General features: G+C 53.7%; 11 protein-coding genes. 7 read left to right on the top strand and 4 right to left on the bottom strand.

Annotation, left to right across the window (positions count from 1 at the left end):
* Positions 1–190: 190 nt before the first annotated feature.
* Entirely contained in the window at positions 191–1,669 is a 1,479-nt protein-coding gene (locus tag J2I47_RS13160) for an FG-GAP repeat domain-containing protein (RefSeq protein ID WP_229374584.1), read from the bottom strand.
* A 259-nt stretch (positions 1,670–1,928) separates the two neighbouring features.
* Here J2I47_RS13160 and J2I47_RS13165 point away from each other — a divergent pair, with 259 nt between their 5' ends.
* The 4 genes from J2I47_RS13165 to uvrB all read left to right on the top strand — a co-directional run bounded on the left by J2I47_RS13165 (position 1,929) and on the right by uvrB (position 8,290).
* On the top strand, positions 1,929–3,119 hold the full coding sequence (locus tag J2I47_RS13165) for a pyridoxal phosphate-dependent aminotransferase (RefSeq protein WP_207365058.1): 1,191 nt from the start codon (positions 1,929–1,931) through the stop codon (positions 3,117–3,119).
* 125 nt (positions 3,120–3,244) lie between these two features.
* Positions 3,245–4,846, top strand: a complete 1,602-nt coding sequence (locus tag J2I47_RS13170) for a flavin monoamine oxidase family protein (RefSeq protein WP_207365059.1) — start codon at positions 3,245–3,247, stop codon at positions 4,844–4,846.
* Between the two features lie 30 nt (positions 4,847–4,876).
* Complete coding sequence (locus tag J2I47_RS13175; protein ID WP_207365060.1) at positions 4,877–5,875, top strand: Hint domain-containing protein; 999 nt, start codon at positions 4,877–4,879, stop codon at positions 5,873–5,875.
* Positions 5,876–6,268: 393 nt separating this feature from the next.
* Entirely contained in the window at positions 6,269–8,290 is a 2,022-nt protein-coding gene (gene uvrB, locus J2I47_RS13180) for an excinuclease ABC subunit UvrB (protein WP_207365061.1), read from the top strand.
* Between the two features lie 165 nt (positions 8,291–8,455).
* Here the strand turns inward: uvrB and J2I47_RS13185 are convergent, their stop codons facing one another.
* Together J2I47_RS13185 and J2I47_RS13190 are read right to left on the bottom strand one after the other, a co-directional pair.
* Positions 8,456–8,944 (bottom strand): hypothetical protein, encoded by a 489-nt coding sequence (locus tag J2I47_RS13185; RefSeq protein ID WP_207365062.1) that lies wholly within the window; start codon positions 8,942–8,944, stop codon positions 8,456–8,458.
* A gap of 12 nt (positions 8,945–8,956) precedes the next feature.
* The gene (locus tag J2I47_RS13190; protein WP_207365063.1) at positions 8,957–9,877 is read right to left on the bottom strand and encodes an ROK family protein; all 921 of its coding nucleotides are present in this window, start codon (positions 9,875–9,877) and stop codon (positions 8,957–8,959) included.
* Positions 9,878–9,980: 103 nt separating this feature from the next.
* Between J2I47_RS13190 and J2I47_RS13195 the strand changes: the two genes are divergently transcribed.
* The 3 genes from J2I47_RS13195 to J2I47_RS13205 all read left to right on the top strand — a co-directional run bounded on the left by J2I47_RS13195 (position 9,981) and on the right by J2I47_RS13205 (position 12,080).
* Positions 9,981–10,451 (top strand): redoxin domain-containing protein, encoded by a 471-nt coding sequence (locus J2I47_RS13195; RefSeq protein WP_207365064.1) that lies wholly within the window; start codon positions 9,981–9,983, stop codon positions 10,449–10,451.
* 99 nt (positions 10,452–10,550) lie between these two features.
* On the top strand, positions 10,551–11,321 hold the full coding sequence (locus tag J2I47_RS13200; RefSeq protein ID WP_207365065.1) for a class I SAM-dependent methyltransferase: 771 nt from the start codon (positions 10,551–10,553) through the stop codon (positions 11,319–11,321).
* 165 nt (positions 11,322–11,486) lie between these two features.
* The gene (locus J2I47_RS13205) at positions 11,487–12,080 is read left to right on the top strand and encodes a TetR/AcrR family transcriptional regulator (protein ID WP_207365066.1); all 594 of its coding nucleotides are present in this window, start codon (positions 11,487–11,489) and stop codon (positions 12,078–12,080) included.
* Between the two features lie 98 nt (positions 12,081–12,178).
* Here the strand turns inward: J2I47_RS13205 and J2I47_RS13210 are convergent, their stop codons facing one another.
* Complete coding sequence (locus tag J2I47_RS13210) at positions 12,179–13,726, bottom strand: sensor histidine kinase (protein WP_207365067.1); 1,548 nt, start codon at positions 13,724–13,726, stop codon at positions 12,179–12,181.
* Between the last annotated feature and the right edge of the window lie 29 nt (positions 13,727–13,755).

A 13,755-nucleotide genomic window follows, 5' to 3' on the forward strand; every position in this document is an offset into this window, starting at 1 on the left:
GGTTGGCGATTAATGGCTTCGCATGGGTCGGCTTCGCGCTACGTGCCCTTCGACAGGCTCAGGGTGACAACGACCTTGACTCAACTCAAGAACCTGTCTTATTTGCCTGTCACCCTGAGCCTGTCGAAGGGCACGTAGCGCAAAGCCTTACATAGCGAAGCCATTAATCGCCAACCCCCACGCTGCCAGATCAACGACCCTTCATCTGCGCTACCACACCAGAATCTTTATACTGATTATTAAGCACTAACAGCCCCGCTTTAGTAGTTTGCCAGCGGGTATTCCAGGCGGCGGGGGTGGGCGACAGGGTACGGACGTAAGCCCCCAGAGCAATATCCTCGTCGCCGTCGTGGTCCAGATCGCCGGCGGTCATCACCAGCCATCGGCCCGCATCGGCACTCGCAAAGGAGCGCGGCGTGAAAGTGAGCTTGCCCTTATTTTCGAGGTAAACGAATACCTGCGGCTTATTTTTACTGAAATCGGGAAAGGCCGAAATGGCCGCCAAATCCAGATCACCATCGTTGTCGAAATCGCGGGCAAGCACCTGCCCGGCCCCCGGCATGGGGTAGAAGTAGGCCTGTTTGAACCCAAACTTACCATCGTTCAAATACACCCGGATGCCGTGATACGGCTTTACGATCTGCGAATAATCGGCGTTGTCGCCGTTGGTGCAGATCAGGTCAGGCTGCCCGTCGCCGTTTATATCGGCCAGTTCTAGATACGATGAGCCGTAGACAGGCGGGAAACGGAGCAGCGTCTTTTTTTGGAAGGTGCCATCGTGCTGATTCGTAAACAGGGTCACCTGCTCATCACCCTGCGCAAACAGCACCAGCATGTCAGCCCAACCATCGGCATTCAGATCGCGAATAATGGCCTGGCGGGCACCGGGCGCAGGGTCAATTACTGTTTTGCGATAGCCATTTCCTGCCCGAAAAAAGGCACTCAGCTGACCCACGTTATGGCCATATTCGCAAACGACCAGGTCAGTTTGGCCGTCGTGATTTAGGTCGCCCACACTAACCTGAACGGGCCGGTACAGGCTGTCAATCAGCGGGTTGCTTCTGCCAAACTCTTGGAGGCTGCCCGCTTTTTTGTCGTTGGGCGTCATAATACCCATCAGCAAATAACCCATCTTTCCGTTACCCTGCCACGACTTCACATCGGAAATGGCACTGCTAAAATGCAGGGAATCGCGGCGGTTCAGGTGACTGTCGAACTTGAACAGATCGCCCCGGCTGGTGCCTACGCTGAGGGTTTGGGTGGCCGGATCAATATGCAGAAAGGTAGTCAGCGAAAGCAGCGAGTCGGTTGGGCTACGGGGGGTAAACAGGGGTAACGCCCCCACCACCGGCGCGGGGGTATGGGGCAGGCTGTCGGGCGCGGTTTCGGCGTAATACGCTACAATTTTTTTCCAGTCGGCAACCGACAAAACGGGTTGTGCGGGCAGATAACCCAGTTGTACACCCCGTGCCTGCTCTTCCAGTTGTGCCTGATGTTTGCCCAGATTCAGGGTGTCGGTAATAAAACCCAGGCGCAGGGCCATACGGGGCAGCACACCCGTTTGCCAGGTCTTTTTGTCGAGCAGCCCAGGGTCGGGAAACTGATGGCAACTGGCACAGTACACATTCGCCAGTTCTTCACCTGTTTGGGGCGGCTGTGAACAACTCAACGACGTTACAATGATCCACCCAATCAATAAGCTTAGCAAGCTCAATACTGTCCCAACCTTTGGCATACACATGGCATTAAAGTAGGACAAATTTTTGGTAGAATTACTGATTCAAAGCAACTAACTACGACTGTATTGTTCTGTCTAATTGCTGATGTTCAAATTATTATTTTGCTTACCTTTAAAAAATAGCAGCAATACAGTGGCTTTTTGTTACTAGCACAAAACATTGTATTGATATAGTTCTATTTCACAAATCATGGCACACGTTTTCAATCGTCGAAACTGGTTGCAATCAACCGGTTTGTTAACGGCCGGTCTGGCAACCGGCCTGAGTCGCTGGCAGAAAGCCAAAGCGGCATTCATTCCTGAATCCGTTGCCACTGAGCAGCGGCTGTTTAACGAGTTTGTGGCGCTGACCAACACCCCGCCCGACACCATGCCTGCCCTGAAGGCCCGGCTGTTTGCCAACGAAAACCCATACGGCATTTCAACCAGTGCTAAAGAAGCCATCAATAAAGCTACCGCGCTGGGCAATCGCTACGCCTGGATGGAGTTTGCACAGTTGAAAAAGATGATCGCCGATGCCGAAGGAGTTTCGCCCAAAAACATCCTGATCACCCCCGGCTCGTCGGATGTGCTGATGGCGGCGGCAGTAAACTTTTCGCAGAAAGGCGCAATCCTCACCAGCCGCCCGACCTACGACGACCTGCTGGAACGGGCTACCAAACAAAACGGCCAAATCCTGACCGTACCGGCTACCACCGGCCTGGGCTACGACCTGGCCGCGCTGAAAGCCAAAGCCCTCAGCACGCCGGGCCTGAGCATGGTCTATATCGTGAACCCCAACAACCCCACGGGCACCATCGTTTCCCCCGCCGAACTGGCCCAGTTTTGCCGCGACGTTGCCCCAAAAGTGCCCGTATTCATTGATGAGGCCTATATCGACTTCCTCGAGCCTGCCGACCGGCCCATGCTGGGCAAGCTCGTAGCCGAAGGCCTCGACGTGATGCTGGCCCGGACGTTCTCGAAGATTCACGGTTTTGCGGGCCTGCGGCTGGGCTATGTCATGGCCCAACCCAAGTCGATCACGCAGATCAAGCCGTTCACCAACGGCGAGTTTGCGGTGGGCATCACCACGCTCATGGGTGGCATTGCCTCCTATCAGGATCAGGCGTGGCAGACGTATTGCCGCACCGAAAACGCCAAAGCCCGCGACTACACCATGAAAGAATTGAAGGCCATCGGCTACGAACCCATTCCGTCCTACGCCAACTTCATCCTGTTTCCGATCAAGATGAAAACACAGGCTTTTGAAAACCAGATGTATGGTCAGGGTGTGGGCATCCAAACCCGCGAAATTGACCGGCAACCCTACTGCCGCGTCAGCATCGGCACGATGGACGAGATGAAAATTTTCATGGACGCATTTAAGAAGGTAGTAGGCTAGTTATAATGAGTGAATGAGCGAATGAGTGAATAGGTTTGGAGCGCTTCGCACATATGCTTTTACATGCGCGAAGCGCTCCAAACCTATTCACTCATTCGCTCATTCACTCATTCGCTAATTACTTCATGACTCGACGCGATTTTATAAACAGAACCTCGGCTGGGTATGCCGGTTTGAGCGCCTGGGGGTTGCTGCGGGCGGCCCCGGCGGCGGCGTTTAGCTTGCCCGCTAATGGTACAGATACCCACGGCAACGGCAGGCGGGTGGTGATTCTGGGGGCGGGGCTGGCCGGCATGGCTACCGCCTACGAATTGGGCAAGCTCGGCTATGACTGCACCCTGCTCGAAGCCAGAAACCGCTCCGGGGGCCGCGTATGGACCATTCGGGGCGGCACGTCGGAGACCGAGCTTGGGGGGACGCCGCAGACCAGCCAGTTTGCGCCGGGTAATTACTTCAACGCCGGGGCCGCGCGCATTCCGCACCACCATCAGCTTACGTTACAGTATTGCCGCGAACTGGGTGTGCCGCTGGAAATTTTTAACGGGAGTAACGAAGCGGCGTACCTGTATAACCACCAACCAGCTTCGGGCCTGACGGCGGCGGCTGGTGGCGGTGCAACACAACCGGCGGCGGTAAGTCCGCTGGCGAACCGGCGGATGCGGATTAAAGAGTACCACAACGACATGCGCGGCTACACCACCGAGTTGCTGGCCAAGGCACTGGATCAGGGACAGCTGGACCAGAACCTGACCAAAGAAGACGTTGAAAAGCTGGTCGATTTCCTGAAAAACGAAGGCGACCTCAACACGGCGCACCTCTACAAAGGGACCAACCGGCGCGGCTACAAAACTCAGCCCGGCGCAGGACCAACCCCCGGCGAAGTCGTTGACCCCTACGGGCTTACTGATTTGTTGCGGTCAGGGTTTATGCAGCCCGTCTTCTACAACGTTGGCGATTATATCTACGAACAGCAAACCACGCTGATGCAGCCGGTGGGTGGTATGGACGCCATTCCGAAGGCATTTGAAGCGAGGCTGGCGGGTAAGATTCAGTTCAACGCCCGCGTGACGGAGCTTCGCAAAACCGAGAAAGGCGTACGGGTGGTGTACCAGAAAGGGGGCAAACCCGCCGAAATGGAAGCCGAATTCTGCGTGTGTACGCTACCGTTGCCGGTACTCAAAAACATCGAATCCGACATTTCGGGAACGGTGAAGCGGGCGGCAGACTTTGTACCCTATATCAAAACCGGTAAGATCGGGCTGCAATTCAAGCGGCGGTTTTGGGAGGAAGACGACGGCATTTACGGTGGTATTTCGCGTACCAACATGGACATCAACCAGATCTGGTACCCGTCCTATGGCTTCATGAAACCAACCGGCGTGTTGATCGGCTACTACAACTTTTATGGCCGTGCTGAGGCCGTGGGGGCACTTCCGGTGGCCGAGCGGCAGCAGCTGGCACTCGCGCAGGGCAAACAGATTCACCCGCAGTATGCCACCGAATTCGAGAACGCGTTTTCGCTGGCGTGGCACCGCATTCCGCACTCAGAAGGTGGCTGGGCTATGTATGACGACGCCACCCGCCGCAAACAGTACCCCGCCCTGCTCGAACCCGACGGACCGATTTATTTCGCCGGGGAACATACCACCTACCTCACCGCCTGGATGGCTGGGGCACTCACCTCCGCCCGCCGCGCCGTGGAAGCGATCCACAAGCGGGTAGGGTAACATCTGTTTACATTGAAAACTCAATATCCCATGAAATACAACCGTCTTCCTTATTTCTTCCTGCTGGGCGCAGCCCTGCTTGTTAACTTTTTTGCGCAACAGGCTGTGGCGCAGGAAGCGAAGCCCGGCAACATGACCGCCGAACAGGCCACGGCCCTGAAAGCCATCAGGATTGCCAACGCCGACAAAGACACCTACTTCAAAACGGGTGGTTTCATCCTGGAACGCTACGAAGATCGCCCGCCCTACGTATTCACCTACAGCGATGGCATTACGCGGAAGGTGTATTTGTACAAAATATACAGCGCCGCCGACACCAAAGACCTGGGGCTACTGGCCTTGTACCAAAACGGCAAAACGGGCGAGTCGAAATCGTTTGTTGTACCCGGTACACAGGCCGACCGCAAAGCATGGGACGCTTACCTCGACGACCTGAAATACGTGGGTGAAAAAGAGCCGGGCCTGATGTCGGCCATAACATTTGCGCTCAGCCGTGAAATGGCCACGCTGTTGGCTGGTGGCAGCGCCAAAACAGAGGAAGGCGGCAAGAAAAAGGAGGAATACAACTTCTGTTTCGGCCCGCTGGCACCCGTTAGTATGGCCGACGGCAGCGTCAAGGCCATTGCCCAGGTAGCCGTAGGCGATCAGATTTTGGCTTATGATGGTTTGGGGAAAGCAGTGGTGCCTGGCCGCGTGATGGGCATCCAGAAACACGAAGGACAATTTGCGCTGGTAGGCGTCTGGACCGTACCCGTCAACGAATTATCGGCCGATGTTTTGAACCGCGTTACATCACCCACGCTGCTGGAAGCCACTCAGAATCACCCCGTTCTGACGGCTACCGGTCGCAAAGAACTGGGCGACGTGGCTGTGGGCGAGACGCTATACCGCTACGAAAATGGCCGGTTACAACCTCACCGCGTCATTGGTACGGGCACAACCGGCGGGCGGCCTGCTACCGTCTACAGCCTTACCACACAGCAGGGCAGCTATTTGATTGACGGTATGGTAGTACTAGAAAAACATTGACAGACAGGTAGTTAACCTACTTTTATGGTTAATGTAGTGCCAGATAGCGAGGTAGCATGGGTTTTTAGGCCTTTGCTACCTTCGCTGTTTTTACCCACGTCGTTATCATCGTAGCGTGCATGGTAAAATACTCCGGGAATGAGCAGCTTGGGTTGTACCATCTAGCCTATGACCCAAGACAAACGACATGAGCTCCTGGATTTGAGGCCATTACTCGACGAAATTGAGCTAGAGATGATTGAAAAGGACCCACTACTGAAGCGGGTTTATAGCACATTAACCCGCTTCAGGAATCGGTAGCAGATTAGCGCGTAACGTCCACCGCCTAACTTCTGAAGCCGTCTTGCCTATCTGTTCGTTTTGTCGTAAATTGGTAGATTCACAACGATACGAATGGACTTTAAACTCACGTCTGATTTTCAACCCACCGGCGACCAGCCCAAAGCCATTGCCGAGATGGTGAAAGGGCTGAAAAACAATGAACCTGCACAGGTATTGCTTGGCGTCACGGGCAGCGGAAAAACATTTTCCATCGCCAACGTCATCCAGCAGGTCAACCGACCCACGCTGATTTTGAGCCACAACAAAACCCTGGCGGCACAGCTTTACGGCGAATTCAAGCAGTTTTTCCCCGAAAATGCGGTCGAATATTTCATCTCGTATTACGACTACTACCAGCCCGAGGCGTTTATTGCTACTACTAATACCTACATCGAGAAGGACCTGGCTATCAACGCCGAAATTGAAAAACTGCGGCTGGCAGCCACCTCACAACTCATGACCGGGCGGCGCGACGTGATCGTGATTGCCTCCGTTTCGTGCATCTACGGTATGGGCAACCCCGATGAGTTTCGGGCCAGCGTAATCCGTATCGGCGTAGGCGAACGGATGGGGCGCAACGCGTTTCTGCACAAGCTCGTCAGTATTCTCTACAGCCGTACTGAAGGCGAATTTGCCCGGGGTAATTTCCGCGTCAAAGGCGATACCGTCGATCTGTTTCTGGCCTACGCTGACTTTGCGTACCGCGTTATTTTCTTCGGCGACGAGATCGAAAGCATCCAGCGCATTGACCCCGAAACGGGCAAAAAGCTCTCTGACGAAAAGCTGGTGTCTATTTTCCCGGCCAATCTCTTTGTTACGGGCCGCGACACGCTCAACAACGCCATTCATGAAATTCAGGATGACCTGGTGGCGCAGGTGAACTTCTTCGAAAAGGAATACCGCGAACAGGAGGCCGAACGGATCAAAGAGCGCACCGAGTTCGATATGGAAATGATGCGCGAACTGGGCTATTGCTCCGGTATTGAAAACTACTCGCGCTACTTCGACCGGCGACAACCCGGCCAACGCCCGTTCTGCCTGCTCGACTATTTCCCCGATGATTTCCTGATGGTAGTCGACGAAAGCCACGTGACTATTCCGCAGATTCGGGCTATGTGGGGTGGCGACCGGTCGCGTAAGGTGGCCTTGGTGGATTACGGCTTCCGGCTTCCCTCGGCGATGGACAACCGCCCGCTTACGTTTCAGGAGTTTGAAGACCTCACTCCCCAGACTATCTATGTCTCCGCCACCCCATCGGAATACGAACTGCGTAAGAGTGAAGGTGTTGTGGTGGAGCAGCTTATCCGCCCCACGGGCCTGCTCGACCCCGAGATTTCGGTACGTCCCAGCCTGAATCAGATCGATGATTTGCTCGAAGAGATTGATACGCGGGTGAAGCGCAACGAGCGGGTGTTGGTCACGACGCTCACCAAACGCATGGCTGAAGAGCTGAGCAAGTACCTGGAGCGGGTAGGTATCAAAACGCGCTATATCCACTCGGAGGTGAAAACGCTGGATCGCGTCGAAATCCTCCGCGACCTCCGCCTCGGTAACTTCGACGTGCTGGTGGGCGTGAACCTCCTCCGCGAGGGACTCGATTTACCCGAAGTAAGCCTGGTAGCTATTATGGACGCCGACAAGGAAGGCTTTCTCCGCGACATCCGGTCGTTGATTCAAACCATTGGCCGCGCGGCGCGGAATTCAAACGGCAAGGTGCTGATGTATGCCGACCGCATCACGGGGTCGATGGCCAAAGCGATTGACGAAACTAACCGCCGCCGGGCCATTCAGATCGAGTACAACGAGGCCAACGGCATTACCCCAACCACAATTTTGCGGTCGCGGGAGTCGATTATGGGGCAAACCAAAGTGGCTGACTCGAAGGTGAAGCAGTTCTATGTCGAACCTGAAGAAATCCGCATCGCCGCCGACCCGGTGGTGCAGTACATGGGCAAAACCGACCTGGAAAAGCTGGCCAAAGACACCCAACTGCGTATGGAACGCGCCGCCAAAGATCTCGACTTTATGGAAGCCGCCCGCCTCCGCGACGAGCTGTTTCAATTAAGAGAGAAGTTGAAGAAGGAAGTAGTGTAAGGGTGGAAGATAATCTGGACCAAATATGTATTTCAAGGATCACGAGGATTCAATACACTATTTGGGTGTACGCGTACACCCAAACAGTTGTATCTTTGTAGTGGATGGGGAGAGATCCCCGCCCATCGCCTTGAGGTGACGCAACCGGCCGGTTTAAGCGTCACCTCATTGTATTTTCAGGGCTATCGTACCGTCATAAATTTCTTCACGTGTTAAGGTAACGAGCTGCTGATCCCGGATAATCCAGAGTTTACGAACATTATAAGCAAATTTCATTCGTCCAATAATGACTGACTTCAGGTCAGCAGTTGATACTTCACTTAGAATGTGGATGACTAAGTAATCGGCTTGGTGTCGACCCTTACGAATTGCTTCTTCTATAGCTGACCGGGTTGGTGTCAGATTATGCTTGAATTCCACCTCAATCTCTTCGTCCAAGAAATAAGCATCTGGATTCTTGTGGTGAGGTGTAGTATCGATCTGTAGTAGTCGCACCTTGTAGCCTAACTTAGCCAATAATTTAGCCGTTTCGATATTACGTGCGGCTTCATGGTTATGATGCGTCGTATGCACTTCTACATAGCCACCGGTAGGGTTTACCTCCGACTCTCGTGGGTCGGGATATACAAGATGATAATTGATCAGATCAGACATGCTTAACTCCTCCTACAACATCGCCGCGCCGAACACGCCTGCGCTGTCACCGAGTTTGGGGCGGATGATGGGCGTTTCAACGACGCGGTTGTTGAAAATGTAATTTTTAAGCTGCTCCACGCCGTCAGTGTATAGTTCGTCGATGTTGCCTACGCCGCCGCCGAGGACAATTACGTCAGGGTCGATAATGTTGGTGATCACCGAAATGGCCCGGCCAAAGTACATTAGCAGCCGTTCCACCGTCAGCGTAGCAATGGGATCGATGCCTGCGCGGTGGCGTTCTACAATCTCTTTCAGGGTACGTTTCTGGCCACTTTGCTCCAGATAGAAGCGCTGTAGGGCGGGTCCGGAAATGACCTGCTCGTTGCAACCTTTTTTACCGCAGTAGCAGTCATAGCCGTTCTCTTCCAGGATGTTATGGCCCCACTCGCCGCCAATACCCTGCTTACCATTGACCACAAACGCCCGTCCGTCCTGCCCGCGTACAACCAGGCCGCCACCTACGCCAGTGCCCATGATCACGCCAAACATGGTCTGGAAATTGGGAGCCACGGCAGGTACCGCGCCTAGCGTGGCCTCGGCCAGAGCGAAACAGTTGGCATCGTTGGCCAGGTTTACGTCCACACCCAGCCGGCTCAGCAACGCCTGCTTCAAAGGCTTCCCGTTGAGGCAGATGGTGTTGCAGTTTTTCATTGTCTGCGACCGGGGGTCGAGTGTGCCGGGCGTGGCAAAGCCAATTTTGTCGGGGCTATAGCCGGTCTCGGCTTTCAACTGATCGATTAGCAACACGATCCGATCAACGATATGTTCATAGCCCAGATGTGCTTCGGTGTCGATCCGCTGACGAATCACGACGGCATCGGGCGAGGGAGAGGATAGGATAACGCCTTCAATTTTGGTACCGCCCAGATCGATACCCCAGTACGTTTGCATAAAAATGGTCAGTTAATAGCCTGCGACAAACTTACTGCCTTTGTGCCCTTTGCGCCTACCTTTGCGGCTATTACGGCTAAAATCACGTAAAAAACAGCTTATCATGGCCCTGGAAGTAGGACAAAAAGCCCCCGCATTCACCCTGTTTTCGTCGGAAAACAAACCTGTGTCGCTGAGCGACTATACCCAGAAAAACGTAGTGCTGTTGTTCTTTCCGATGGCGTTTACCAGCGTATGCACCGCCGAGCTTTGCGAAATGCGCGACAACCTGCACACCTACGCCGCCCTCAACGCCGATATTCTGGCTATTTCGGTCGATTCGCCGTTTACGCTTGCCAGGTTCAAGGCAGAACAAAACCTGCCGTTTGCGCTGCTGTCTGATTTCAACAAAGAGGTATCGGAAGCCTACGGAGCACTCTACGAAAACTTTGTCATGAACATGAAAGGCGTGAGCAAACGGGCCGCCTTTGTCATCGACCAAAACGACATTATACAATACGCTGAAGTACTCGAGAATGCAGGCAAAGTGCCTGACTTTGACGCAATTAAAACGGTGCTGGAAGGAAATGTATAATGAATAATGCACGGTGGATCTGCTAGGTCAGCTTCGCATTCGGAAAGCTAAAGTGCGAAGCTGACCCGGCAGATCCATTGTACATTAAAAAAGAACCCAATGCTCTGGTACACAGACTTTTTTCATGGCTTGCCGCAGGAGGCATGGCGGGCGGCGCAGTCGGCCGAGCAGACGCAGCATGAACTGGAACTGCTGGTGGAGACCCTGGAATTTGGGCCGGGAGACCGTGTGCTCGACGTGTTTTGCGGGTACGGCCGTCATGCCATTCCCCTCGCCCGGATGGGTACCGACGTGACCGGCGTTGACATTTCGGCAGAGTCGATTGCGGAATTGCGGCAGGAGGCAAAACAAAAAAAAGTGCCTCTGGTGGCGCTGGAAGGTGATTTCACGTCTTTTGACCCGACTGCGCTGGGCGAACCAGGCAGTTTCCGGGCGGCCTACTGTTTGGGCAACAGTTTCTGCTTTTTTCCCCGCCCGCAGATGCAGGCGTTTCTGCAACGTGTGGCCGACTACCTCGAACCGGGTGGGCGTTGGCTGGCGCATTCAAACATGGTGGCTGAGAGTTTTTTGCCCGATTTTCAGGAGTTTGCCTGGCTACCCGTAGGCGACACCCTGCGCGTGCTGGCCGAACACCAATATGATCCCCTGAACTCGATGGTAGAACAGCGGCTGACCTATTACCGACACGTTGACAAGACCGTTGAGACAGCTCAACGCACGGCCCATTATTATATCTACACTATAGCCGAACTGCTGAGTATGATGGCGTTAGCCGGTTTGCAAACCCTTGCCTGCTATGGCACAGTAGAGGGTGACGAATATAAAGTTGGCGATGAAGGTATTTGGATTATTGCCCAGAAAGAAGGATAACAAGCTCATTTATAGCTATCTAGCAATTAATCGTTCGCATTATTGACCAATGACGAATGGATATAATTTTTTTATGAAAATGCGAAAAGTGGTACATGAAATATAAGATAACCTATTAACTTTCAGCCATATTAACGCCGTTAACTAAAATTTGACCTAGGAATCATGGAAGTAGTCGAGCGTAAGCAGCGCACCCGCGAACAAACGCGAGCGGGGATTCTCCAGACTGCCAAAGACATCGCCCGCCGAGAAGGCTGGCAGGCAGTATCGATCCGCAAGATCGCCGATGCCATCGACTACAGCGCCCCGGTAGTATACGATTACTTCGACAGCAAAGACGTCTTGCTCGACGAGATCCGCAACGACGGATTCCGTTACCTGCGCACGGAGTACGAACGTCTGGTAAAACTGTATCGCGACCCCGAGAAACTGCTATACGAAATCTCACTGATCCAGTGGCAGTTTGCCGTGCAGCAACCCGAAATGTATCAGGTGATGTATAACCTGAACGGGGCTAACTGCGTGGCTCCTATCGAAGAGTCGATCGAGATCAAGTCGGTAACTGACATCATTTGCCGGATTATTTTTACCTTCATCCCCAAGGCAGCCGAGAGCATCCGTCGGTTGTACTTTGAATGGTGGGCCACCTCCCACGGGCTCATTACGTTGAGCGCGTTGCTGCGTCACCAACAGTCATTGGAGTCTTCAGAGCAGATTTACCGCGAAACCATGCGTCGCTTCGTGCGGGGGCTTAAGTAAAGATGTTTGACGTTTACTGTTTAAGGTTCAACGTTGCTTCGCGCAACACATCAAAACGCGAAGCAACGTTGAACCTTAAACAGTAAACGTCAAACCCTTTATTTTGGCAGGAACACCGAGAAGGTAGAACCTTTGCCTGGTTCGCTCGTTACGGAAATGTCGCCGCCGTGGGTTTCGGCTACGCGCCGGCAAATGGCGAGGCCGACGCCCGTGCCGGTATATTTATTCTTGCCGTGCAGCCGCTGGAATACCTCGAAAATACGGTCGGCATATTGCTGGCTGAAACCAATGCCATTATCCTGTACGTCGATCTGCCAGTATGTTTTGTCGGTGGGTAAATCGGCGGGGAGGTTAGCAGGGTCGGCGGGCTGGCAGCGTATGGCTACCATGGGTGTGTTGCCGACAGGCTGGAATTTAAGCGCGTTGCTGAGCAGGTTCTGAAACAGTTGTCGCAACTGCACAGCCGACCCCATCACCACAGGCATGGGGTCTATCTGAATGGTGGGGCGTGTTTCCTGAATGCACAAATCCAGATCGGCCAGGGCATCCTGTACAATTAAATCGAGTTTGACGAGCTTCAGAGGCTCTTTTTCGGTAGACAGCCGGGCGTAGTTGAGCAAGTCGTGAATCAGGGCCGACATGCGTTGAGCCGATGATTGCATCCGGTTTACCAGGTCAATACCTGTAGGGCCCAGTTGTGTATTAAACTGATCGGCCAGCATTTTTCCGAATGACTGTACTTTGCGGAGGGGTTCTTGCAAATCGTGGCTGGCCACGTAGGCAAACTGTTGCAGGCTCTCATTGCTGCGGGCCAGATCGCGGTTCATGGTTTCGAGCTGCTTCTGCTGTTCGGCCAGCCGTGTCACGTTTACAAACGTAAACAGCACCCCGTCGCCCTGTTTCATGTAGTAGCCATCAAACGTGCCATTAACGCCATAGCTGTTGTAGACGAACGTGTTCTGAAAGGTCTTGCCCGTGTTTGTTACGTCTACCAACACCGGAAACAGATCAAGCGACTGGTAGCCTGGAAAAAGCGATGAGATGGCTTTCCCGGTCATCTCATCTACGCTGTGCCCAGTCACTTTTGCATTCAACTCATTCGTAACCAAGTATTTAAAGTCAATAATTTCGTTTGTTGAATCCCGGACAGCCTCCAGCAACATCATGCCCGACGGTGAGTGATCGACAACATTTTGGAGCAGTTCGGTCTGGGCTTTTGTGCGTTCAGCGGCCATGTGAATGTCGTGAACGTCGTAGAATGACATAAGCAGGTAGTTGCCCACCCGCGAGGCCGAAATGTCGAGCCAGCGATGTAGTACCGGGTGCAGCATCTCGCGCCGAAACGGGGTGTTGCTGACGTAGACGTTGGCGAAAATGGCAAACTGACCCGACTCCTTGAACTGGGTAACAATGTCGCTTACTAATTCGCCAACGAGGTCTTCGTTGTGGCGGTTGAGGTAGTTGGCTGCGGCAGGGTTAATAAACACATACCTGAAGTCGACGAGGTCTCCCTGCTCATCGAAGACAGGTTGCCAGAGCGAGTTAGCCGAAGCTGTGTGTTCAACGATGGCACGGAGCAATTCGGTGGACACGTCGGCTACAGACATAGGATGTAACGGCGGGGCGGGGGCGGGCAAGAAGGACATTCAGAAGTTTTCAGTTACGACGGTAAGTA

The sequence above is a fragment of the Fibrella rubiginis genome (assembly GCF_017353185.1).
Classification (GTDB): domain Bacteria; phylum Bacteroidota; class Bacteroidia; order Cytophagales; family Spirosomataceae; genus Fibrella; species Fibrella rubiginis.

Excerpts from the sequence above, each read along its gene's own strand:
- J2I47_RS13210 (WP_207365067.1), bottom strand. The coding sequence starts at position 13,726 with ATGTCCTTCTTGCCCGCCCCCGCCCCGCCGTTACATCCTATGTCTGTA.
- uvrB (WP_207365061.1), top strand. The coding sequence starts at position 6,269 with ATGGACTTTAAACTCACGTCTGATTTTCAACCCACCGGCGACCAGCCC.
- J2I47_RS13170 (WP_207365059.1), top strand. The coding sequence starts at position 3,245 with ATGACTCGACGCGATTTTATAAACAGAACCTCGGCTGGGTATGCCGGT.
- J2I47_RS13165 (WP_207365058.1), top strand. The coding sequence starts at position 1,929 with ATGGCACACGTTTTCAATCGTCGAAACTGGTTGCAATCAACCGGTTTG.
- J2I47_RS13175 (WP_207365060.1), top strand. The coding sequence starts at position 4,877 with ATGAAATACAACCGTCTTCCTTATTTCTTCCTGCTGGGCGCAGCCCTG.
- J2I47_RS13200 (WP_207365065.1), top strand. The coding sequence starts at position 10,551 with ATGCTCTGGTACACAGACTTTTTTCATGGCTTGCCGCAGGAGGCATGG.
- J2I47_RS13190 (WP_207365063.1), bottom strand. The coding sequence starts at position 9,877 with ATGCAAACGTACTGGGGTATCGATCTGGGCGGTACCAAAATTGAAGGC.
- J2I47_RS13185 (WP_207365062.1), bottom strand. The coding sequence starts at position 8,944 with ATGTCTGATCTGATCAATTATCATCTTGTATATCCCGACCCACGAGAG.
- J2I47_RS13205 (WP_207365066.1), top strand. The coding sequence starts at position 11,487 with ATGGAAGTAGTCGAGCGTAAGCAGCGCACCCGCGAACAAACGCGAGCG.
- J2I47_RS13195 (WP_207365064.1), top strand. The coding sequence starts at position 9,981 with ATGGCCCTGGAAGTAGGACAAAAAGCCCCCGCATTCACCCTGTTTTCG.